Source organism: Stenotrophomonas sp. HMSC10F06 (assembly GCF_001807865.1).
Classification (GTDB): Bacteria; Pseudomonadota; Gammaproteobacteria; order Xanthomonadales; family Xanthomonadaceae; genus Stenotrophomonas; species Stenotrophomonas bentonitica_A.
Genome location: NZ_KV791248.1, coordinates 28,379 through 50,645, shown reverse-complemented (window position 1 = coordinate 50,645; position 22,267 = coordinate 28,379). Strand labels below are relative to the sequence as shown.

Genomic DNA, 22,267 nt, shown 5'->3' with positions numbered 1-22,267 from the left:
ATGGTCCGGGTACGCGTCGCGGCGTTTGCGTTGCTGTCGCTGGCATACCCGCTGGTGGTGTACCTGTCGCTGGGCCGGTTCGAGCCGCGCTGGTTGTCGCTGCTGCTGTTCACCCTGGCCGCGCTGCGCGCGCTGACCACCCGCCAGGCGGTGTGGTGGGTGGCCGCGCTCGGTACCGGCGTGCTCGCCCTGGTCGCCACGGCCTTCAACCAGGCGCTGCCGCTGAAGCTGTACCCGGCGCTGGTGAATGCGGTGATGCTGGTGATCTTCGCGACCAGCCTGCGCTTCGGCCCCAGCGCGGTGGAGCGCCTGGCGCGGCTGAGCGAGCCGGACCTGCCGCCGTTCGCCGTGATCTATACCCGCCGGGTCACCTGGATCTGGTGCGGCTTCTTTGTTCTCAACGGAAGTCTGGCCCTGGCCACGGCGCTGTGGGCGTCCAACCAGGTCTGGGCGTTCTACAACGGATTGTTGGCGTACGTGATGATGGGTGCTCTGTTTGGTGGGGAATGGCTGGTCCGGCGACGGGTCAAGGCGGCGCATGCGCATGGCTGAGTGGATCGCACTGGACCGGTTGGCGCTGGTGCCGCGCCCGGGCCGCATCGTCGGCATGGCCGGCGACACCGTGGTGGACCATCCGCAGTTCCGCACGCAGGTGCTGCGCTGGCAGCAGGCCTTCGCACGCGCGCCCGGCACCGACTGGGCGCTGTATTTCGATGACACGCTCACCTTCGCCGCCGCCCTGCTGGGGGCGTGGCATGCCGGCAAGCGCGTGTTCCTCGGAGGCGACAACCTGCCGGCCACGCTGGAAGGATTGAGCCCGCGCGTGGCCGGTTTTGCGGGTGACGTGCCGGCGCGCTATGCGCCGCTGCAGCCGGATCCGGAGGTCGATCCCGCCGTCGTGCTGCAACCGCTGGATGAAGCCGCACTGGCACTGGTGGTGTTCACCTCCGGCAGCACCGGTGCGCCGAGCGCGATCGTCAAACGCATGCGCCAGCTGACCCGCGAGGTGGATGCGTTGCAGGCCGCCTTCGGCGAGCAGATGGACGGCGCGCAGGTGCAGGGCACGGTCTCGCACCAGGACATCTACGGCCTGCTGTTCCGCGTGCTGTGGCCGCTGGTGGCCGGCCGCGCGATCCAGCCGCGCCGGTTTTTCCATGAGGATCTGGTCAGCGCGCTGGGCGGCCAGCCGTCGGTGCTGGTGGCGACCCCGGCCCACCTCAAACGGTTGCCCGAACAGCTGGACTGGTCCTCGCTGGGCGGCCAGCTGCGTGCGGTGTTCTCCTCCGGTGGCCCGCTGCCGACCGAGGCGGCGCTGCAGGTCCGCGCCCTGATGGGCGTGGCCCCGACCGAGGTCTTCGGCAGCAGCGAGACCGGTGGCGTGGCCTGGCGGCGCTGGAGTGCCGCCCAGCCGCAGTGGCATCCGTTGCCGGGCGTTGCCTGGCGGATCGAGGAAGGTTGCCTGGCGGTGCGTTCGCCGCACCTGGACAACGACGACTGGTGGCTGACCCAGGACCGCGCCGTCGCCGATGACGGCCACAGCTTCCGGCTGCTCGGCCGCGCCGACCGCATCGTCAAGATCGAAGAGCGCCGCGTCTCGCTGGACGCCCTCGAACAGCAGCTGCGTGCGCACCCGGCGGTGCAGGACGTGCGCGTGCTGGTGCTGCCGGGCGCGCGCGAACAGCTGGCCGCCGTGGTGGTGCCGCAGGCGGCGGGCGCCGCGAACTGGGACGATGCACAGCGCCGCCGCCAGGCGCAGCAGCTCGGCGCGCATCTGGCCCAAAGCCACGATGCCGTGACCCGGCCGCGCCGCTGGCGTTTCATCGACGAACTGCCGCTCAACGCGCAGGGCAAGGTTACTGCCGCGGCACTGGCGGCCCTGTTCCGGCCGCTGATGCCGACCCCCGAGTGGCAGCAGCGCGATGCCACCAGCGCCTCGCTGCAGCTCGTGCTGGATCCGGACCTGGTCGCATTCGACGGGCACTTCCCGCAGGCCAGGATCCTGCCCGGCGTGGTCCAGCTGGACTGGGCGATCCACTACGGCCGCAGCGCATTCACGATGCCGCCGCAGTTCCTGCGCATGGACGCGGTCAAGTTCCAGCACGTGGCCCGCCCGGGCGACTGCCTGCAGCTGAGCCTGGGCTGGGATGCGGCCAGGTCGGCGATGAGCTTCCGCTACGTCTCCGTCCATGGCGTGCACGCCAGCGGCCGGGTGGTGTTTGGTGATGCGTGATGACTCCGGTGACGGCATGAGCAGGTCGGCCTTCGCCCCGCTGGTGGTGATCCCGGTGTACGACCACGCGCATGCGATCGGTGCGGTGGTGCAGGGCGTGCTGGCCAGTGGGCAGCCGTGCCTGCTGGTCGACGATGGCTCGCACCGGGAGTGCGCGCAGGTGCTTGATGCGCTGGCCCGCGAGCACGCACCGCAGGTGACGCTGCTGCGGCTGGCGGTGAACCAGGGCAAGGGTGGCGCGATGCTGGCCGGCTTTGCCGAAGCCGCGCGCCTGGGCTACAGCCACGTGCTGCAGATAGATGCCGACGGCCAGCACGAGACTGCCGATATCCCCCGTTTCGTCGCGCTGTCGCAGGCGCAGCCGGAGGCGGTGATCTGTGGTATCCCGCGCTATGACGCCAGCGTGCCCAAGGCGCGCCTGTACGGTCGCTACGCCACGCATATCTGGGTCTGGATCAACACGCTGTCGCTGCAGATCCGCGACTCGATGTGTGGCTTCCGCCTGTATCCACTGGCCCCGGTGATCCGCCTGATGGGCGAGGAAACCATCGGCCGGCGCATGGATTTCGACAGTGAAATCCTGGTGCGGCTGTTCTGGCGTGGGGTGAAGGTGATCAGTGTGCCGACCGCCGTCACCTATCCCAGCGATGGCGTCTCGCACTTCGATGTGTGGCGCGACAACGTGCGCATCAGCCGCATGCACGCGCGCCTGTTCGTCGGAATGCTGTGGCGCGCGCCGCGGCTGCTGTGGCAGCGCATCGCAGGGCCCGGCGCATGACCACGCCCGCCCCCGGCAGTGCCCCGCACTGGGCCGACATCGGCGAGTCCACCTCGGCCGCCGGCGTGCTGTTCCTGTGCTGGGTGCACCGCTGGTTCGGCCGCTGGCCGTTCCGGCTGTGCGTGTACCCGGTGGTGCTCTGCCACTGGTTGAGCAACCGGGTCGCGCGCGAATCGTCGCTGCAGTACCTGGAGCGCCTGCAGGCCCATACCGGCGTGTTCCCCTCGGCACCCGGGCGCTGGCAGAGCCTGAAGCACTTCGCGCTGTTTGCCGACACCATGCTCGACAAGCTGCTCGGCCTGGGCGGCCGCTATCCGCCCGAGCACATCCATCTGCAGCGCGACCTGGTGCTGGACAAGATCGCGCGCCGCGAAGGCGGGCTGATCCTAACTGCGCACATCGGCTGCCTGGAGCTGTGCCAGGTATTGGCCGAGCGGGTGCCGGGCTTCCACATCACCGTGCTGGTCCACACCGCGCACGCGCAGCGCTTCAACCGCCTGATGCAGCGGCTCGATCCGCTGGCCTCGGTGGAGCTGCTGCAGGTCACCGACATGGGCCCGGCCACCGCGGTCGAGCTGCAGCGCCGGGTCGAGGCGGGTGGTTTCGTGGCCATCGTCGGCGACCGCGTGCCGCTGCGTGGCGGGCGCACCGTGCCGGCCCCGTTCCTCGGCCACACCGCGCAGTTCCCGATCGGCGCCTATGTACTGGCCGCCGCGCTGGCCTGCCCGGTCTACACCATGGCCTGCCTGCATCACGGGCGTGGCTACCAGGTGCGCTTTGAACAGTTCACCGACCGCATCGTATTGCCGCGCGGTTCGCGTGACGCCGCGCTGACCGCGCAGGCGGAACATTTCGCCCGGTGGCTGGAAGTTCAGGTCACCCAGGCACCCTTGGACTGGTTCAATTTCTTCCCCTTCTGGGATCAGGCATCTCATGGCAAGTAAGGCCGATCAGGCACCCTCCGTCCGCTTCGGCGATGCGCCGCTGACCATCGAAGACGTGGTCGCGCTGTCACAGCGCCAGGCCCAGGCCGTGGTCACCGACGATGCCGCGTTCACCGCGCGCATCCAGCGCGGCGCGGACTTCCTCGATCGCCTGCTGCGCGAAGACGGCGTCATCTACGGGGTGACCACCGGCTACGGCGATTCGTGCACGGTGAACATTCCGCCGGCGCTGGTGGCCGAACTGCCGCACCACCTGTTCACCTATCACGGCTGTGGCCTGGGGCGTTTCCTGGACCCGCAGGAAACCCGTGCCGTGATCGCCGCGCGCCTGGCTTCGCTGGTGCGCGGCATGTCCGGGGTCAGCCACCCGCTGCTGCAGGGCCTGGCCACGCTGCTGCGGCATGACGTGCTGCCGCTGATCCCGGCCGAAGGCTCGGTCGGCGCCAGCGGCGACCTCACCCCGCTGTCCTACGTGGCCGCGGTGCTGTGTGGCGAGCGCGAGGTGATGTACCAGGGGTCGCGCCGCCCGGCGGCCGAGGTGCTGGCCGAGATAGGCATGGCGCCGCTGCGGCTGCGCCCCAAGGAAGGCCTGGCGATCATGAACGGCACCGCCGTGATGACGGCGCTGGCCTGCCTGGCGTACGACCGCGCCGACTACCTGACCAGGCTGGCCACGCGCCTGACCGCCTTCAACGTGCTGGCCAGCGACGGCAACGCGCACCATTTCGATGAAATGCTGTTCGCAGCCAAGCCGCACCCGGGGCAGACCCGGATCGCCGCGCGCCTGCGCCAGGACCTGCACAGCGACCGGCCGCCGCGCAACGAACAGCGCCTGCAGGACCGGTACTCGCTGCGCTGCGCCCCGCACGTGATCGGCGTGGTGCAGGACGCCCTGCCGTTCTTCCGCCAGCTGATCGAAACCGAACTCAACAGCGCCAACGACAACCCGCTGATCGATGTCGAGGGCGAGCGCATCCTGCATGGTGGCCACTTCTACGGCGGCCACATCGCCTTCGCGATGGACGCGCTGAAGAACACCATCGCCAATCTGGCCGACCTGCTCGACCGGCAGATGGCGCTGGTGGTGGATGCACGCTTCAACCATGGCTTGCCGGCCAACCTGTCGGCCGCCACCGGTGAGCGCGCGGCGATCAACCACGGTCTGAAGGCGCTGCAGATCAGTGTCTCGGCGTGGACCGCCGAAGCGCTCAAGCAGACCATGCCGGCCTCGGTGTTCTCGCGTTCCACCGAATGCCACAACCAGGACAAGGTCAGCATGGGCACCATCGCCGCGCGCGACTGCCTGCGTGTGATCGAGCTGACCGAGCAGGTCGTGGCGGCGCTGCTGATCACCGCCCGCCAAGGCGTGGCGCTGCGTGAGCGCGTCGGCATGAAGGCCACGCTGCACGGCGATCTGGCCGCGATGTACCAGGACCTGTCCGAGCGCATCGCCCTGATCGAGGAGGATCGCGCGCTGGATGGCGAGCTGCGCGCCCTGCTGGACGATATCCGCGCACGGCGCTGGGAGCTGTATGTCCACGAATGATCTGAGCGTCGAGGTCGCGCTGTCGCCGGCCTTCCATGACTGCGATGCGATGCAGGTGGTCTGGCACGGCAACTATTTCAAGTACTTCGAGATCGCGCGTTGCGCCCTGCTGCAGCGCCATGATTACGACTACCCGCAGATGCGCGATTCCGGTTACCTGTGGCCGGTGGTCGATGCGCGGGTGAAGTACATCCGCCCGCTGCTGTACGGCCAGGCACTGCGCGTGCGCGCCACGATCACCGAGTGGGAAAACCGCCTGAAGATCGCCTATGAAATCGTGGATGCGGACAGCGGTACTACGCTGACCCGCGCCCATACCATCCAGGTCGCGGTCGACGCGGCCACCAATGAAATGCTCTACCTGTGCCCGCCGGTGCTGTGGGAGCGTCTGGGAGTGCAACCGCAATGAACCGTTTCCTGAGCATGCTGTGCGTGCTGCTGATGCTGGCCATGGTCGCCCCGGCGTTCGCCGCCACCGATGTGGAGGCAGTCAAGCAGCGCGTGGCCAAGGTCGACGTGCTGCGCGGCGAGTTCACCCAGGAGAAACAGGTCGCCGGGTTCAAGAACCCGCTGCGCTCGCAGGGTCGCTTCGTGCTGGCCCAGGACCACGGGGTGGTCTGGACCACGCTCAAGCCGTTCCCCTCCGAGGTGGTGGTCACCCGCGACCGCATCCTCAGCCGGCAAAGCGATGGCAGCAGCCGGGTGGAACTGGATGGCCGCCAGCAGCCGGCGATGCGCTCGGTCAACGCGATCATGTTCGCGTTGATGAGCGGCGATGCGCAGGCGCTGTCGGCGCAGTTCACGGTCAAGGTCGAGGTGTTGCCCGGCAATGCCTGGCGCATGCAGCTGACGCCGCGCTCGGCGATGCTCGGCAAGGTGTTTGCGCAGCTCACTCTGAGCGGTGACCGCTACGTGCGCGAGGTGCAGATCAACGAGGCCAACCAGGATGTCACCCGCATCCACTTTGCCGGCATGAGCGATACGCCGGCGGCGTTGAGCGTCGACGAGGGCCGCAAGTTTGAATGACGTGCTGACGTCCAACGGCCGCCTGCAGCGCCTCTGGCGCTGGCTGGCCATTGCCTGGCTGCTGGTGCTGATCGGCCTGGGCGTGCAGCAATGGCAGTTGTGGAAGAGCGAATCGCGGATCGATACCGACATCCTCGCGCTGTTGCCGCAGGATGCGCACGACCGCCTGCTGTCCGATGTCACCCGCCGTATCGCCGATGCCAACGCGCGCCAGATCGTGGTGTTGCTGGGCAGTACCGATGCGGCGCAGACCAAGGCGGCCGAGGCCGCATTCCGCGATGCCATCAAGGTGGAGCGGGGCGCTGCCCCGCTGCTCCAGGAAAGCGACTCGATCGAAGGCTGGTTCGATCAGGCACGGGCGTTCTACACACCGTATCGCGACCGCCTGCTGACCAGTGCACAGCGCGAGCGGCTGCAGAACGAACCCACCGATGGCCTGGCCGAATCGGCACTGGCGGCGCTGTACGGCCCGATGGGCGCGCCGCGCCTGACCGAGTGGCGCCAGGATCCGCTCTCGCTGTGGCCGCAGTGGTGGCAGGAGCGCGCGCTGGGTTCGGGCCTGCAGATGGGCGATGACGGCCTGCTGGAAGCCGATGGAAAGCATTGGTCGATCGTGCAGTACGACACGGTCGGCTCGGCGTTCCAGCTCGATGGCGAGCGCCATATCGACCTGCTGCTGGACACCGCCGCCGAGGCCGCCATGAAGCAGGCGCCGGGTCTGGAAGTGCTGCGTGCCGGCGTCCCGCTGCATGCGGAAGCCGCGGCCGTGCAGGCCAACTGGGAGATCAATACGATCGGCTGGGGGTCGCTGGCCGCGGTACTGCTGCTGGTATGGCTGGCGTTCCGTTCGCTGCGCCCGATCCTGCTGGTGGCCGCCTCGCTGCTGATCGGCTGTGGCGTCGCGCTGGCGGTGACGGTGCTGGTGTTCGGCAAGGTGCATGTGCTGACGCTGGTGTTTGGTGCGTCACTGGTCGGTGTTGCCGAGGACTACGGCATCCACTGGTTCGCCTCGCGCCAGGCGGAGCCGGCTGACCGTCGCTGGAAGCTGCTGCGGCATCTGCTGCCGGGCCTGTGGCTGGCGTTGCTGACCAGCGCGCTGGCGTATCTCGCGCTGGGGCTGGCCCCGTTCCCGGGGCTGCGCCAGATGGCGCTGTTCTCGGTGGTGGGCCTGGCCGCCGCCTTCCTGACCGTGATCTTCTGGTTCCCGTGGCTGGATGGCGGCGAAATCCGTCGTACCGGCTTCGCCCGCTGGCTCGGCGCCACGCTGGAGCGCTGGCCGCGCCTGCATGGGCGCAAGGCGGCGATGTTCCTGGGCGTGGTGACGCTGCTCTCGGCGATCGGCATCGCGCGCCTGCAGACCAACGATGACCTGCGCAGCCTGCAGTCGTCGCCACCGGAGCTGATCGCCCAGCAGATCCGCATCAGCCAGATGCTGGGCATGCCCAGCCCGGCGCAGTTCTATCTGGTCCAGGGTGATACCGCCGAGCAGGTGCTCGAGCGCGAAGAAGCGCTGATCGACCGCCTGCGCGTGCTGGAAGCAGACAAGCAGATCGGCGGCTACCGTGCGATCAGCGACTGGCTGCCCTCGCAGCAGCGCCAACATGCCGATGCGGCCCTGACCGCCAAGGTCGAGCCGCAGGTGCTGGCACGGGTCGGTGCGGCGGTGGGTGAGCCACTGCTGCGCCCGGCCTATGCTGCGCAGGACCTGCAGGCCGACGCCTTCCTTGCCTCGCCGGCAGCCATGCCGTTCCGACATCTGTGGCTGGGCGCGGTCGGGCAGGGCGTGGCGTCGGTGGTGATGGTCGATGACCTCTCGCGTGCCGATGCGCTGGCGCTGCTGGAAGCACAGGCCAAGGGCATCGATGGCGTGCGGTGGGTGGACCGTACCGCCGATTTCTCGCAGCTGCTCAAGCATTACCGCAAGCTGATGAGCGGGCTGCTGCTGATCGGCATCGCGCTGGTGTTTGCGGTGCTGTTCTGGCGCTACCGCGGCCAGGCCTGGCGCGTGCTCGCCCCGACCCTGATCGCCGGCGCACTGACACTGGCGCTGCTGGGGCTGTTCGGCCAGCCACTGCAACTGTTCAACGTCCTCGCGCTGATGCTGCTGCTCGGCATGGGCATCGACTACGGCATCTTCCTGATCGAACACCGCGGTGATGCCAGTGCCTGGCTCGCGGTCTGCGTGGGCGCGGCCAGCACCTGGTTGTCGTTCGGCCTGCTCGGGCTGTCGGCCACGCCGGCGCTGCGCGCCTTCGGCTTGACCCTGTTGTTCGGCATCGGCCTGGTCTGGCTGATCTCGCCGCTGTTCCGCCCGCCACCGCACGACGCACCGCACTGAGCGACCGCGTTTCCCTCTCATGATCTGATCAAGGATGTATCGATGAACCCGCAGGTGGAACGTACTGAAATCCTCGTCATCGGCGCCGGCCCGGCCGGCTCCGTGGCGGCGGCGATGCTGCGCCGGCAGGGGCGCCAGGTGCTGATCCTGGAGCGCCAGGCGTTCCCGCGGTTCTCGATCGGCGAGAGCCTGCTGCCGCAGAGCATGGAATACATCGAGGCGGCCGGGCTGCTGCAGGATGTGGTGCAGGCCGGGTTCCAGTACAAGAACGGTGCGGCGTTCGTGCGCGGCGAGGCGACCACCGAGTTTGATTTCCGCGACAAGTTCTCGCCGGGATGGGGCACCACCTACCAGGTGCAGCGCGCCGACTTCGATGACGTGCTGGCGCGCGGTGCCGAGCGCATGGGCGCTACGCTGCGCTTCGGTGATGAGGTGCTGTCCGTGCAGCCCGGGCGTCCGGCGCAGGTGCAGGTGCGCCGGCCCGATGGCAGCGAGTACACCATCGAGGCCGGTTTCATTCTCGACGCCAGCGGCTTCGCCCGGTTGCTGCCGCGCCTGCTGGACCTGGAGTCGCCGTCGAATTTCCCGGTGCGCGGTGCGATCTTTTGCCATGTGCGCGACCACATTCCGGCCGGCGCGGGCTTTGATCGCAACAAGATCCTGATCACCACCCATCCCGAGCACGTGGACGTGTGGTACTGGACGATTCCGTTCTCCAACGGCTGCTGTTCGCTGGGCGTGGTGGCCGAGCCGAGCTTCTTCGCGCGCTACCCGGGCACCGATCTGGAGAAGCTGCAGGCCATCGTCGGTGAGGATCCGAACCTGGCCCGCCTGCTCGGGAACGCCGAATGGGCGGTGCTGCCGGTGCGCACCATCACCGGGTACTCGGCCAATGTCTCCTCGTTGTGGGGCGAAGGCTATGCCCTGCTCGGCAACGCCGGCGAGTTCCTCGATCCGGTGTTTTCCTCGGGGGTGACTATCGCGTTCAAATCGGCCCAGCTGGCCAGCGATTGCCTGGCCCGCGAGCACGCCGGTGAAACGGTGGACTGGGAACAGGACTTCTCGGTGCCGCTGCGCGCCGGGGTGAAAACCTTCCGGCGCTTCGTCGAGGCCTGGTACGCCGGTGGCTTCCAGAAGATCATCTACCATCCCGATCCGCAGCCGGGGGTGCGCCGAATGATCTCCTCGATCCTGGCCGGCTATGCCTGGGATACCAACAATCCGTACGTTGCCGACGCCAGCGGTCGGCGCCTGCGCGTGCTGGAGGAACTGTGCAGCGCCTGATCCTGACCCTGTTGTTGAGCCTGCTGCTGGCCGCATGCGCCAGCACCCGCATGCCCACGCCGCTGGTACAGCTGCCCGTGCTGCAGCTGGCGCCCTCGGCATTGCCGCAGGCGGTGCAGCTGCAGCAGCGCCTGCAGTTCCGCTTCGGCAGCCACGAGCGTGAGCTGGATGCCCTGCTGGAGGTGGATGCCGAACAGGTGCGGCTGGCGGTGCAGGCGATGGGCCAGACCGGCGTGCGCATGGTCTGGGACGGGCAGCATCTGGAACAGACCCGGGCCCCGTGGCTGCCGCCGCAGGTGCGCGGCGAGCGCGTGCTCGACGACCTGCAGTTCGCGTTGTGGCCCGCCGCGGCGATCCGTGCCGCGCTGCCGGACGGCTGGAGCCTGCAGGAAACCGACGGCGTGCGCAGCCTGGTCCAGGGCGGCACACCCTGGCTGGTGCGCGAGACATTGCCCGATGGTCGCGTGCGGCTGCGCAACCTGGCCGAGGGCTACGAACTGGTGATCGAATCAATGGACATGGGGCAGGGCCGAGAGTGAGCAGCAGCGCGGTCTATCTGAACGAGCTGGGCGTGATCTGCGCACTGGGGGCCGACCGCGCCCAGGTGCGCGAGGGCCTGTTCGCGGCGCAGCCCGGCGGGCTGCACGACAACGACACCATCCTGCCCGGCCGCACGCTGGCGCTGGGCGAAGTGCAGGCGCCGCTGCCGGACCTGGCCGACCTGCCGGTCGCCCTGCGCGGCCGCAACAACGGCCTGCTGGACGCTGCGCTCGGCCAGATCCGCGAGGCCGTCGATGCCGCCGTCGCCCGTTTTGGTGCCGAGCGCGTGGCGGTGATCATCGGTACCAGCACCTCGGGCATCGGCGAGTCGGAGCACGCACTGCGCACCTATCACCGCGATGGCGTGTGGCCGGCGGATTTCCATTACGCCCAGCAGGAAATGGGCACCGCCGCGCGCTTCGTGCGTGAGCGGATCGGCAGCACCGGCCCGGCCTGGACGATCTCCACCGCGTGCTCGTCCAGCGCCAAGGCGCTGATGTCGGCCGCACGCCTGCTGCGCGCCGGCGTGGTCGATGCGGTGGTCGCCGGCGGGGCGGACTCGATGTGCCGCTTCACCGTGGCCGGGTTCAGCGCGCTGGAGTCGGTCTCGGCGGTGCGCTGCAATCCCTTCTCGGTAAACCGCAGCGGCATCAACATCGGCGAAGGCGCCGCGCTGTTCCTGATGACCCGCGAGCCGGGCCCGGTGCGCCTGTCCGGCTGGGGCGAATCGTCCGATGCCCACCATATGTCCGCGCCGGATCCGCAGGGACGTGGCGCGATCGATGCCATGCAGCAGGCGCTGGACCGGGCCGGGCTGGCGCCGGCGCAGATCGACTACGTGAACCTGCATGGCACCGCCACCGGTCACAACGATGCGATGGAAAGCCAGGCGGTCGCCGCGGTGCTGGGCACGCAGGTGCCGGCCAGCTCGACCAAGCCGCTGACCGGGCACACGCTCGGCGCCTCGGGCGCGATCGAAGCGGCGCTGTGCTGGATGACCCTGGCCGACAACCCGGACCAGCAGCTGCCCACCCACTGGTGGGACGGGCAGCCCGATGACGCCTTGCCGGCGCTGGCCCTGGTGGCACCGGGCACGCGCGCTGCGCAACCGCTGCAGCACGTGCTCAGCCATTCGTTCGCCTTCGGCGGCAGCAACGCCGTGCTGGCCCTGGCGCGAGGATGAGCATGCCGCTGCCCGATGACATCGATGCGGTGCTGCCGCACCGCGACAGCATGCGCCTGATCCACCGCGTGGTGGCCTGGCAGGACGAGTCCATCGCCGTTGAGGTGGACGTGCCTGCGCAGGGGCTGTTCTGCACGCCTGATGGCGTGCCCGCCTGGGTCGGGGTGGAGTACATGGCGCAGGCGATCGCCGCCTGGGCCGGGTGCCGCGCACGCCACGCCGGCCGCGCGCCGTCGATCGGCTTCCTGCTTGGCACCCGCCGGTACACCGCCCACCAGCCGTTCTTTGCCGCCGGCAGCTGCCTGCGGGTGGAGGCGAACTGCGAGTTGTTGGGCGAGAATGGCCTGGGCATGTTCGCCTGCCGGATCCTGGCGGGCGATATCGAAATGGCGGTTGCCAACGTCTCCGTGTTTGAACCCACGGACGCGATGGCCTATCTGGAGAGTGGAGAGGCATGACAGGGAATCTGACCGTGCTGGTGACCGGCGCCAGCCGGGGCATCGGCCGTGCCGTGGCGCTGCGTTGCGCGCGCGACGGCTTCGATGTGGTGGTGCATTGCCGCAGCCGCATCGAGGAAGCACAGGCCGTGGTGGCCGAGATCCAGGCGCTGGGCCGACAGGCCCGGATGCTCATGTTTGACGTCAGCGACCGCGATGCCGCGCGTACCGCGCTGGAAGCGGACATCGACGCGCACGGCACGTATTACGGGGTGGTCTGCAATGCCGGCATCGCCCGCGATGGCGCCTTCCCGGCGATGCCGGCCGAGGATTGGGATGCGGTCATCCACACCAACCTGGACAGCTTCTACAACGTGCTGCACCCGCTGGTGATGCCGCTGGTGCGCCGGCGCAAGCCCGGCCGCATCGTCACCTTGTCGTCGGTCTCCGGCCTGGTCGGCAACCGCGGCCAGACCAACTACAGCGCGGCCAAGGCCGGCATCATCGGCGCCACCAAGGCGCTGGCGCTGGAGCTGGCCAGCCGCGCGATCACGGTCAACTGCGTGGCCCCCGGGCTGATCGAGACCGAGATGGTCAATGAAGAAGTGGTCGAGCACGCGCTCAAGCTGATCCCGGCCAACCGCCTGGGCCAGCCGGAGGAGGTCGCTGCCGCGGTCTCGTTCCTGCTCTCCGAATCGGCCGGCTACATCACCCGCCAGGTGATCTCGGTGAACGGAGGGATGGTCTGATGGCCCGCCCCGATCGTCGCGTGGTGGTCACCGGCGCGGCTGCCATCAGCCCGCTCGGGCAGGACTGGGCGAGCATCCGTGCGCGCCTGCAGGCCAGGACCAATGCCGTGCGCTACATCCCCGAATGGGAGGTCTTCGATGGCCTCAACACCCGCCTGGCCGCACCGGCCGAAGATTTCGAGCTGCCGTCCAACTACAACCGCAAGACCACCCGCAGCATGGGCAAGGTGGCGGTGATGTCGGTGCGTGCCACCGAGCTGGCGCTGGAGGCGGCCGGCCTGCTCGGCCATCCGGTGCTTCGCAGTGGCATGGCCGGCGTGGCCTACGGCTCGTCCTCGGGCAGCCACGAGGCCACCGCCGAGTTCGGCCGGATGCTGCATGAGCACACCACCGAAGGCATCAGCGCCACCACCTACCTGAAGATGATGAGCCACACCTCGCCGGTGAACATCGGCGTGTTCTTCGGCTTGTCCGGGCGGGTCTACACCACCTCCAGCGCCTGCACCTCGGGCAGCCAGGGCGTGGGCTCGGGCTATGAAGCGATCCGCAGCGGCAAGCAGACCGTGATGGTCACCGGCGGTGCCGAGCAGCTCGACGCCACCGCCGCCGCCGTGTTCGACACCCTGTTCGCCACCAGCGTGCGCAACGATGCGCCGCAGACCACGCCCAGTCCGTTCGATGCCCACCGCGACGGCCTGGTGCTGGGCGAGGGCGCCTGCACGCTGATCCTGGAAGAGCTGGAGCATGCCCAGGCCCGCGGCGCCACGATCCTGGCCGAAGTGGTCGGCTACGGCACCAACAGCGACGGCCAGCACGTCACCCAGCCCAGCGCCGGGACCATGGCGCAGGCCATGCGGCTGGCGCTGGAGGATGCCGACCTGGCTGCCGACCGGATCGGTTACGTCAACGCGCACGGCACCGCCACCGAGCATGGCGACATCGCCGAAACCCAGGCCACCCACCAGGTGTTCGGCCCCGGCGTGCCGATCAGCTCGCTCAAGAGTTATGTGGGTCACATGCTCGGTGCCTGCGGCGCGTTCGAGGCCTGGCTGAGCATCGAGATGATGCGCGAGGGCTGGTTCGCCCCCACCCTGAACCTGCACGAGGTCGATCCCCGCTGCGGTGCGCTGGATTACATCCATGGCGACGGCCGTGCCTTGCAGACCGACTACGTCATGAGCAACAACTTCGCCTTCGGCGGCATCAACACCTCGTTGATCTTCCGCCGCTGGCAGGATTGACCGCAGTTTCCGGCCCGCGTCGCGGGCCGGCCGTTCCGTAGACCCCTCGCATCCCCCCAACAAGGAGAAAGTTGAATGCGTCGTTTTGCCCTGATCGCCGCCACCGCGCTGCTCGCCCTGGCCAGTACCGCCCAAGCCCGCGAAACCCGTGTCGAGCAGTCGCTGCATGAGCTGGTCAATTCCGCTGAAGCCCGCAACGTGGGCATCGACGGCAGCGTGAAGTTCTATCTGGCCGGTGAAAAGGTCAGCGTAGTGGAACGCCTGGGCGAGGACGTGACCAACAAGAAGACCAACGCCGCCAACAAGAGCGATGCCGAAGCCTGCCGCTGGGTGGCGCTGTCGGCGCTGCGCGCGCTGCAGGATGGGGCAAAGTCGCGCGGTGCCAATGCCGTGGTCGACATCGTCAGCTACTACAAGAAGAACGAGTTCAAGAGCACCGCCAACTACGAATGCTACGCGGGCGCGATCCTGGCCGGCGTGGCGCTGAAGGGCACCTACGCCAAGGTGAAGTGAGCCCCCGGACCACCGTCCCTGCCGGGGCGGTGGTCCATGCAGCGGCCAACGCAGGTACCGGCGGCATCGCCGCAGCGACGCATTCATCACAGCGGCATCGGCAGACTGCAGCGGCGCCCAGCTGAACGACATCACGACATTGATGAACCTGATGCTGTCGCGTGACGGAAAACCGACGGTAGACAGTGCACGTGGCTTTCACCTGTGCCGGCTTTCCTCCACAATCATTGTCATTCACTACCCTGGGCAACGCCCTGCGGCATGCAAGCCTACGTCTATAAAAGCCAACGCAAGCAGGACAGCTTCGTCTATCTCGCCGTTCGTGATGACTTCTCGGTCATCCCTGACGCGGTAAAGGCCTCGCTGGCGCCGTTCCAGTTCGTTCTCGAAGTGGCCCTGACTCCCGACCGTCGCCTCGCCCAGGTCGATGCCGCACAAGTGCGCCAGAACCTGACCGAGCGTGGATTCCATCTGCAGTTGCCGCCGCCTCCCTTGGCGCCGGTCAGGTTCCCGCGACGCAATGATTGAATCCCAACGCCCCCGCGCCGTCGCATCTGCTGCCGCCCTCGGTGCGCTGCTGGCCCTGGCTGCGGCCATCGGCGGCGTGTCCGGTGCCGTGTGCGCCGCATTGGCCCAGCCCGCGTTCGCGCTGGCGGTCTCGTGGTGGCGCCGCACCCGCTCGCTGCAGCCGCTGCCGCAGGTGGTCCGTCAGGATGCGCCTGCGCTGCTGGCGCTGTGGGGGCTGGGCCCGCTGCTGCTGACCCTGCTGGTGGCCTGGCCGCTGAGTGCCCTGCACGACAGCGGCAGCCTGGCCGCCGTGCTCGGCGTGAGCGTGGCGGTCAGCGCCGCGCTGCTCGGGGTCTGGCGGACCTGGCCGCTGTGGAATGACGTGGAACGCAGCGAAGGCAGCCTGGCCCGTCACTGGCAGACCCTGGCCGGACGCGACCTGACCGCCTGGCGCGGGCTGGCCGTTGCTGCGCTGGTGGTGCTGGTGTGCGCGCTGGTGGTGCTGCCGGCGTGGCCGGGCCTGGTTTCGGCGGCGCTGCACTGGCCGATCGCCGCTGCAGTGGTACTGCTGTCCCCGCTGGCGCACGTGCTGCTGCAGGCGATTGCCCCCGCATCGACCCTGAGCGCACCGGTACCGGCCGAGACCCGCGGTGACCGCGATGATCTGTTCGCCGACGCGTACGCCGAGCCCAAACCGCTGGAATCGATCAGCCTGCACGAACAGCAGCCGGCGCTGTATGACGCGGCGCGCAGCGGCCGGGTCGACCGTGCCCTGCAGTTGCTGCAGGCCGGCGCCGACCCGCACGGGCTGCCCGATCCAGCCTGGCGCGACCAGCGCAGCCTGGCCGTGCTGGCCGCGGTGCTGCCCGACCTGCGCCTGCTGCGCGAACTGATCGCGCGCGGCGTGGGCGTCAATGCCCCGCACCGTGGCATGACCCCGCTGCTGGCTGCTACCCGCGACAGTTGGCACGGTCGCCCCGAGGCGGTGATGACCCTGCTCGCCAATGGCGCCGACCCGCGCGCGGTGGACAGCGAGGGCAACACGCCGCTGCATCACGCGGCGCGCAGTTCCGATCCCGGTGTCGCCGCGCTGCTGCGCGATGCCGCCGCGGAAGTGGACGCGCTCAATGACGACGGCTGGTCGCCGCTGGCCGTGGCCTGCCAGGTCGGCAACTGGCGGCTGGCCAAGTTCCTGCTCGAACGCGGGGCCAAGACCGAGCCGGCCGAGGGCACGCCCGTGCTGCTGGCCGCGGCCGGCACTGAAGAAGACGACCCGGCCGGTGTGCAGCTGCTGCTCAAGCACAAGGCCCGCGCCGATGCGCGCGACCGCCAGCGCCGCAGTGCGCTGCACGAAGCCGCGCTGGCCGGCCATGTCGACATCATCGACGTGCTGCTGGCCGCCGGCGCCAACCTGGAAGCACGCGATGCACTGGCGCGCACGCCGTGGCTGGAGGCCGCGCGTGGTGGCCGGGCCGGCGTGGTCGAACACCTGCTGCCGCACCATCCCGACCTCAATGCGGTGGATGGCGAAGGCCGCAACGCGGTGCTGCTGGCCTGCATGGCCGACGACGTCTCGCCGCTGCTGGTGCGCCGCCTGCGCGACCTGGGCATCGCCGCCGACGTGGCCGATCCGCAGGGCCGACGCGCGGTGGACATCGCCGCCGGTGCCGGGCGCTGGGCCATCGTGTCGCTGCTGGATCCGTCCTATCCGCTGCCCTCGGCGGTCAGCGATGGGCTGGTGATGTCCGGTGACAGCGATGCGGCTCCTGCGTCGCTGCCGGACCGCCCGCCACTGGAACTGCTGCGCGAAGCACTGAGCTTCGGCAACGTCGAGGGCATGGCGGCCCTGGCCCGCCTGTGCGCGCCCGAAGAACTCGGTGCGCTGCTGCACGATGCCGAACTGGCCCTGGACCCGCAGGCGCTGGACTGGCTGCTGGCGCATGGCGCGGCCCCGGAAGTGCTCGATGCCTGCGGGGATACCCCGATGTTCGCGCTGCTGGCGCGCGGCATCGATGCGGTGCCGGCCCTGCAGGTGCTGCTGCGCCGCGGCCTCTCCCCGGCCGGTCGCGGTGGCCTGGCGCGCCTGCTGAGCGCCTGCGCCCAGCATGACCACGCCTCGCGTGGCCTGGAGCAGCTTGCACTCGAACTGCTGGAACGCGGCGCCGACCCGTTCGCGCCGTCGCCGGCGGGCGACCCGCCGCTCTCGCTGGCCGTCCGCCTGGGCTGGCTGCGCCTGCAGCAGGCCCTGCTGACGCTGGGCGTGGACCGCGAAGCGCGCGACAGCCATGGCATGACCGCCCTGCATCTGGCCACGGCGCTCGCGCGCGAAGGCTCGATCAAACTGCTGGTGCAGCAGGGCGCCTCACCCGAAGCCCGCGCCGCCGACGGCCAGACCCCGCTGGGCGTGGCATTGTCGATCGGCCGCCGCGACCTCGCCGACTGGCTGGACTGGCGGGTGTGGCCGTTGCCGCGCCGCGCGCTGCGCGACGGTGACCTGCCGGCCGCTGCGATGGCCGGCGATGCCGATGCCGTGCGTCGCCTGATCGACCTGGGGTTCGGGGTCGATGCCGTCGACGCCCAGGGCTGCACCGCGCTGCTGCGCGCCGCTGGTGGCGGTCACCTGGCCGTGGTGGATCTGCTGCTGACCCGCGGTGCCAACCCGCAGCATGCCGCCGCCAGTGGCGCCACGCCGCTTTCGGCGGCAGTCAGCATGCGCCAGGTGGATATCGTCTCGGCGCTGCTCGATGCCGGTGCCGAACTCGAATACCGCCTGCCGGGCGGCGTCACCGTGCTGATGCTGGCCTCCGCGCTGGGCCTGCCGGACATCGTCTCGCGCCTGCTCACCGCCGGTGCCAACGTGCACGCCGGCGATGCCCAGCAACTGGGTCCGCTGCACTGCGCGGCGCTGTACGGCTTCAGCGCGCGGGACCGTGCGCGTCTGCTCGCCCTGCTCGACACCCTGCTGCTGGCCGGTGCCGAACCGGACCAGGCCGCCGCCGGCTCGGTCACGCCGTTGCTGCTGCTGCTCGGCGCACGCGCCGAGCCGGGCACCGCCTGCGACGAGCAGATCGTGCTCGCTGCGGTGGAGCGTCTGCTGGACGAAGAGGTCTCGCTGGACGTGCGTGATCCGCGCGGCTTCGGTCCACTGCATCTGGCGGCGCTGCACGGCCTGCCGCTGCTGGTGCAGCGCCTGCTGCGTGCCGGTGCCGATCCGGATGTACGCGACGCGCTCAACCGCAGCCCGCGCGAGATCGCGGTGATGCGCGGCTTCATCGACGTCGCTGGCGAATTCGAACCGCTGGTGCCGGGCGTCTCCTCGATGGCCCGGTTCCTGCGCGATAACGGCTGACTCCGCGGCGGGTAGTGCCGGCCGCTGGCCGGCAGCGGATCAATGATGCACGCGACGGTGCATCCGCAGGTTCATCAATGCTGCGGACGGTCGTCCGCGCCCTTCCCATCACTCTCCGCATCCGCCTCGAACAGATGCATCAGGTCCGCACGCGCATCGCGCGAGGTCTGGATCACCGCCGCTTCGTCGTCGTAGACCAGGTACTGATCGCGCAGGAGTTTTTCGTCGTGCTCGCGGAAGCGCTGCACATGGCTGCGTGCGGTCTCCACCGACATGCCCAGCGCGATCAGCATCCGTTCGCTCAGTTCCAGGCTGGTGCCGAACACCTCGCGGAACGGCTCGGCGGACATGTCCATCAGCCGCCACGCATGCTGGCGGTTGCGTGCGCGCACCAGCACCACCGCATCCGGATACATGCGCCGGATCAGCCGCGTGGCCCGCATGTTGGCGTCCGGATCATCCAGCGTGACCACGTACACGCGGATGTGTTCGCCACCTGCGGCGCGCAGCATCTCCGGTCGGGTCGGGTCGCCGTAATAGAGTTTGTTGCCGAACCGGCGCAGGTCCGAGACCGTGTCCGGGTTCGACTCCAGCGCCACGAAGGGAATCTTCTGCGCGGTCAGCAGGCGCGCCACCACCTGGCCGAAGCGGCCCATGCCGGCGATCATCACTTGCGGCTGTACATCGTTGATGTCGACCTTGTCAGCAGGCTGGACGGGGGCCTTGGGTCCCTCGTCGCGACCCAGCAGGCGGATCAGGACGATCATCAGCAGCGGTGTGATCGCCATCGACAGACCCACGATCGCCACCAGCCGATCATGGTTGGCGCTGCCCAGCAGATGCGCGCGCTGCGCCTCGTTGAACACCACGAAGGCGAACTCGCCGCCCAACCACAGCACGCTGCCCAGCAGTACCGCATGGCGGGTACGCAGCTTGGCCAGCTTGCCGATCCCGAACAGCAGGCCGAACTTCACCACCAGCAGGATCGCCACGCCGGCGGCGATCATCATCGGCTCGGCGATGATGCGGTCCAGGTCGATGCCCATGCCCACCGCGATGAAGAACAGGCCGAGCAGCAGGCCCTTGAACGGCTCGATCTGCGATTCCAGTTCGTGCCGGAATTCCGAATCGGACAACAGCACGCCGGCCAGGAACGCGCCGAGGCTGGGGCTCAGGCCGGCCTCCTGCATGAACCACGCGGTGCCCAGCACCACCAGCAGCGCAGTGGCGGTGAATACTTCGGGGCTGCGTGTACGCGCGATGATGTTGAACAACCGGCGCAGCACCGGCCGGCCGCACAGGATCACCACGGCCAGCGCGCCGATCGCGATCGCCACGTCGTTCCACTGCAGGGTGTCGTTGCGCGCACCGCCGAGCAGCGGAATCGCGGCCAGCAACGGGATCGCGATCAGATCCTGGAACAGCAGGATCGCAAACCCGAGCCGCCCGTAATCGCTGTTGATCGCCTTGTGCTCGGACAGCAGCTGCAGGCCGACCGCCGTGGAGGACAGCGCCAGCGCGATGCCGACGATCAACGCACTCTTCCACTGGAAATGATCGAGCATCAGCAGGCTGCCGAGCACGAGGGCGCTGAGCGCCACCTGCAGCGCGCCGGCCCCGAACACCGAGCGGCGCATCACCTTCAGGCGGGCGGGGGACAACTCCAGGCCGATCACGAACAGCAGCATCACCACGCCGATCTCGGCGGCGCTGAGGATGCGGTCGGCGTCCTGCACGAAGCCCAGCCCATCGGGGCCGAGCACCACGCCGGCGGCGAGGTAGCCGAGCACCGCGCCCAGGCCGAGCTTCTTGAACACCGGCACAGCGATCACCGCGGCCAGCAGCAGCACCAGGGCCAGCTCGAGCGCGCCGCTATGCATGGGAGAACCTGCTCATGGGATCGTGTGCCGTGCGGGTGGAAAGCCTCCCCGGGGCAGCCGGGGCCCGTGGCCGGGGCCACGCGCCATTATGCGGCCGCGATGCCGGCCGAAGGCCACTGTTACCCGAACGGCGCGCTCCCCAAGGGTTGACCTGCGTCACACCGGGGTCCAGACTGCCCGCCGCTGCTGGCGTCCGCCGTCGGCAGTAAACCCATCCGGAGTCCCCAACCCATGTCCAGCGACAGTAGAAGTCGACCTTGCTCGACGCCAGCGATGGCGACCGCCTGACACGGGTCGGTTCGCCAGCGTTGGCGTCGCGCAATGCGATACCCACAGGCGAATACGATGAACCAGAAAGACCTGCTGCGCCCGGTGGCCGATGCCGCCTCCTTGAGCGCACCCCTCGATAATTTCAACACCGCCGATGCGGTGGAATTCCTCAACACGCTGAGCCTGTCGCGCGCCGCCGACACGCTGGCCGCGTTGCCGTTGCCGCGCGCGGTGAAGATGCTCGAGCAGCCCGAGCTCAACCGCGGTGGCGATCTGGTGGCGGCCATGCCGGTGGCCCGCGCCGCCGCCCTGCTCGGGCTGATGGCCGATGACCGCGCCACCGATATCGTCCACGAGCTGGACGAGGACGAGCGCGCGCGCCTGATCCCGCTGCTCAGCCCGGAGGCGCGCAAGGCGATCCAGCAGTTGCTGAGCTACCCGGCGCACACCGCCGGCGCGCTGATGACCACCGAGTTCGTCAGCGTGCCCTCGGACTGGACGGTCGGCCGCACCCTGCAGCACATCCGCGAGGTCGAGCGCACCCGCGAGACCGTCTACGCGATCTATGTGCTGGACCCGCACACCCGCGCGCTGGTGCAGGTGGTGACCATGCGCCGGCTGATCACCGGGCTGCCCGAGGAGCCCATCCTCGACGTTGCCCAGGTCAACCCGCCGGTAACGGTGGAGGTGCAGCTGGATCAGGAAGAGGTGGCGCAGCTGATCCGCCGCCACGACCTGCTCGCGATTCCGGTGGTCGACGCGCAGCACCATGTGCTTGGCATCGTTACGGTGGATGACATCCTCGATGCCCTGATCGAAGAATCCACCGAGGACGTGCACAAGTTCGGCGGTATGGAGGCGCTGGAAAAGCCGTACATGCAGATCGGCTTCTTCGAGATGCTGCGCAAGCGTGCCGGCTGGCTGAGCGTGCTGTTCCTGGGCGAGATGCTGACCGCCAGCGCGATGCAGCACTACGAGGACGAGCTGGCACGCGCGGTGGTGCTGACGCTGTTCATCCCGCTGATCATGAGCTCGGGCGGCAACTCCGGCTCGCAGGCCACTTCGCTGCTGATCCGCAGCCTGGCCCTGCGCGAGCTGCGCCTGCGTGACTGGTGGAAGGTGGCGCTGCGCGAGGTGCCGACCGGCATCACCCTGGGCGCGATCCTGGGCGTGCTGGCGATCATCCGCATCGTGTCCTGGCAGCTGCTGGGCCTGCACGACTACGGCGAGCACTGGCAGCTGCTGGCACTGACCATCGGCGCGGCCCTGGTCGGCATCGTCACCTTCGGCTCGCTGTCCGGCTCGATGCTGCCCTTCATCCTCAAGCGCCTGGGCTTCGACCCGGCCAGCGCCTCGGCCCCGTTCGTGGCCACGCTGGTGGACGTCACCGGCCTGGTCATCTACTTCAGCATCGCCGCGATGATCCTGCGCGGCACCCTGCTTTAACAGGGA

Annotated in this window: 19 protein-coding genes; 18 read left to right on the top strand and 1 reads right to left on the bottom strand. The window is 69.1% G+C overall.

Annotation, left to right across the window (positions count from 1 at the left end):
* The 17 genes from HMPREF3113_RS00225 to HMPREF3113_RS00145 all read left to right on the top strand — a co-directional run bounded on the left by HMPREF3113_RS00225 (nt 1) and on the right by HMPREF3113_RS00145 (nt 18,665).
* Complete coding sequence (locus HMPREF3113_RS00225; protein WP_019185495.1) at nt 1–552, top strand: COG4648 family protein; 552 nt, start codon at nt 1–3, stop codon at nt 550–552.
* On the top strand, nt 545–2,230 hold the full coding sequence (locus HMPREF3113_RS00220; RefSeq protein ID WP_070470107.1) for an ApeI family dehydratase: 1,686 nt from the start codon (nt 545–547) through the stop codon (nt 2,228–2,230). The genes HMPREF3113_RS00225 and HMPREF3113_RS00220 overlap by 8 nt, the downstream gene beginning before the upstream one ends.
* Nucleotides 2,223–3,008, top strand: a complete 786-nt coding sequence (locus HMPREF3113_RS00215; protein WP_070470007.1) for a glycosyltransferase family 2 protein — start codon at nt 2,223–2,225, stop codon at nt 3,006–3,008. Before HMPREF3113_RS00220 ends, HMPREF3113_RS00215 begins: the two co-directional genes overlap by 8 nt.
* The gene (locus tag HMPREF3113_RS00210) at nt 3,005–3,952 is read left to right on the top strand and encodes an LpxL/LpxP family acyltransferase (protein WP_019185492.1); all 948 of its coding nucleotides are present in this window, start codon (nt 3,005–3,007) and stop codon (nt 3,950–3,952) included. The genes HMPREF3113_RS00215 and HMPREF3113_RS00210 overlap by 4 nt, the downstream gene beginning before the upstream one ends.
* Entirely contained in the window at nt 3,942–5,498 is a 1,557-nt protein-coding gene (locus HMPREF3113_RS00205) for an HAL/PAL/TAL family ammonia-lyase (RefSeq protein ID WP_070470005.1), read from the top strand. The genes HMPREF3113_RS00210 and HMPREF3113_RS00205 overlap by 11 nt, the downstream gene beginning before the upstream one ends.
* On the top strand, nt 5,485–5,907 hold the full coding sequence (locus HMPREF3113_RS00200) for an acyl-CoA thioesterase (protein ID WP_070470003.1): 423 nt from the start codon (nt 5,485–5,487) through the stop codon (nt 5,905–5,907). Before HMPREF3113_RS00205 ends, HMPREF3113_RS00200 begins: the two co-directional genes overlap by 14 nt.
* Nucleotides 5,904–6,524, top strand: a complete 621-nt coding sequence (locus HMPREF3113_RS00195) for a LolA family protein (protein WP_070470001.1) — start codon at nt 5,904–5,906, stop codon at nt 6,522–6,524. Before HMPREF3113_RS00200 ends, HMPREF3113_RS00195 begins: the two co-directional genes overlap by 4 nt.
* Nucleotides 6,517–8,862 (top strand): MMPL family transporter, encoded by a 2,346-nt coding sequence (locus tag HMPREF3113_RS00190; RefSeq protein ID WP_070469999.1) that lies wholly within the window; start codon nt 6,517–6,519, stop codon nt 8,860–8,862. The genes HMPREF3113_RS00195 and HMPREF3113_RS00190 overlap by 8 nt, the downstream gene beginning before the upstream one ends.
* Nucleotides 8,863–8,904: 42 nt before the next feature.
* Nucleotides 8,905–10,146, top strand: a complete 1,242-nt coding sequence (locus HMPREF3113_RS00185) for an NAD(P)/FAD-dependent oxidoreductase (RefSeq protein ID WP_070469998.1) — start codon at nt 8,905–8,907, stop codon at nt 10,144–10,146.
* Nucleotides 10,134–10,685, top strand: coding sequence for a DUF3261 domain-containing protein (locus HMPREF3113_RS00180; RefSeq protein WP_070469997.1), 552 nt, complete (start codon nt 10,134–10,136; stop codon nt 10,683–10,685). The genes HMPREF3113_RS00185 and HMPREF3113_RS00180 overlap by 13 nt, the downstream gene beginning before the upstream one ends.
* Entirely contained in the window at nt 10,682–11,869 is a 1,188-nt protein-coding gene (locus HMPREF3113_RS00175) for a beta-ketoacyl-[acyl-carrier-protein] synthase family protein (protein WP_070469995.1), read from the top strand. Before HMPREF3113_RS00180 ends, HMPREF3113_RS00175 begins: the two co-directional genes overlap by 4 nt.
* Nucleotides 11,866–12,327 (top strand): hotdog family protein, encoded by a 462-nt coding sequence (locus tag HMPREF3113_RS00170; RefSeq protein WP_019185484.1) that lies wholly within the window; start codon nt 11,866–11,868, stop codon nt 12,325–12,327. Before HMPREF3113_RS00175 ends, HMPREF3113_RS00170 begins: the two co-directional genes overlap by 4 nt.
* A complete protein-coding gene (gene fabG / locus HMPREF3113_RS00165) occupies nt 12,324–13,055 on the top strand; it encodes a 3-oxoacyl-ACP reductase FabG (RefSeq protein WP_070469993.1) in 732 nt (243 codons plus the stop codon). The genes HMPREF3113_RS00170 and fabG overlap by 4 nt, the downstream gene beginning before the upstream one ends.
* Complete coding sequence (locus HMPREF3113_RS00160; protein ID WP_070469991.1) at nt 13,055–14,296, top strand: beta-ketoacyl-ACP synthase; 1,242 nt, start codon at nt 13,055–13,057, stop codon at nt 14,294–14,296. Before fabG ends, HMPREF3113_RS00160 begins: the two co-directional genes overlap by 1 nt.
* Nucleotides 14,297–14,371: 75 nt before the next feature.
* Nucleotides 14,372–14,809 carry an excinuclease ATPase subunit gene (locus HMPREF3113_RS00155; protein ID WP_070469990.1) on the top strand — a complete coding sequence of 146 codons (438 nt, stop codon included), beginning with the start codon at nt 14,372–14,374 and terminating at the stop codon, nt 14,807–14,809.
* Nucleotides 14,810–15,070: 261 nt separating this feature from the next.
* Nucleotides 15,071–15,337 (top strand): YcgL domain-containing protein, encoded by a 267-nt coding sequence (locus HMPREF3113_RS18210; protein ID WP_019185480.1) that lies wholly within the window; start codon nt 15,071–15,073, stop codon nt 15,335–15,337.
* A complete protein-coding gene (locus HMPREF3113_RS00145; RefSeq protein WP_070469989.1) occupies nt 15,330–18,665 on the top strand; it encodes an ankyrin repeat domain-containing protein in 3,336 nt (1,111 codons plus the stop codon). Before HMPREF3113_RS18210 ends, HMPREF3113_RS00145 begins: the two co-directional genes overlap by 8 nt.
* Before the next feature lie 74 nt (nt 18,666–18,739).
* Here the strand turns inward: HMPREF3113_RS00145 and HMPREF3113_RS00140 are convergent, their stop codons facing one another.
* The gene (locus HMPREF3113_RS00140) at nt 18,740–20,545 is read right to left on the bottom strand and encodes a monovalent cation:proton antiporter-2 (CPA2) family protein (RefSeq protein WP_070426201.1); all 1,806 of its coding nucleotides are present in this window, start codon (nt 20,543–20,545) and stop codon (nt 18,740–18,742) included.
* A gap of 345 nt (nt 20,546–20,890) precedes the next feature.
* Between HMPREF3113_RS00140 and mgtE the strand changes: the two genes are divergently transcribed.
* Entirely contained in the window at nt 20,891–22,261 is a 1,371-nt protein-coding gene (gene mgtE / locus HMPREF3113_RS00135) for a magnesium transporter (protein ID WP_070469987.1), read from the top strand.
* Nucleotides 22,262–22,267: the final 6 nt, after the last annotated feature.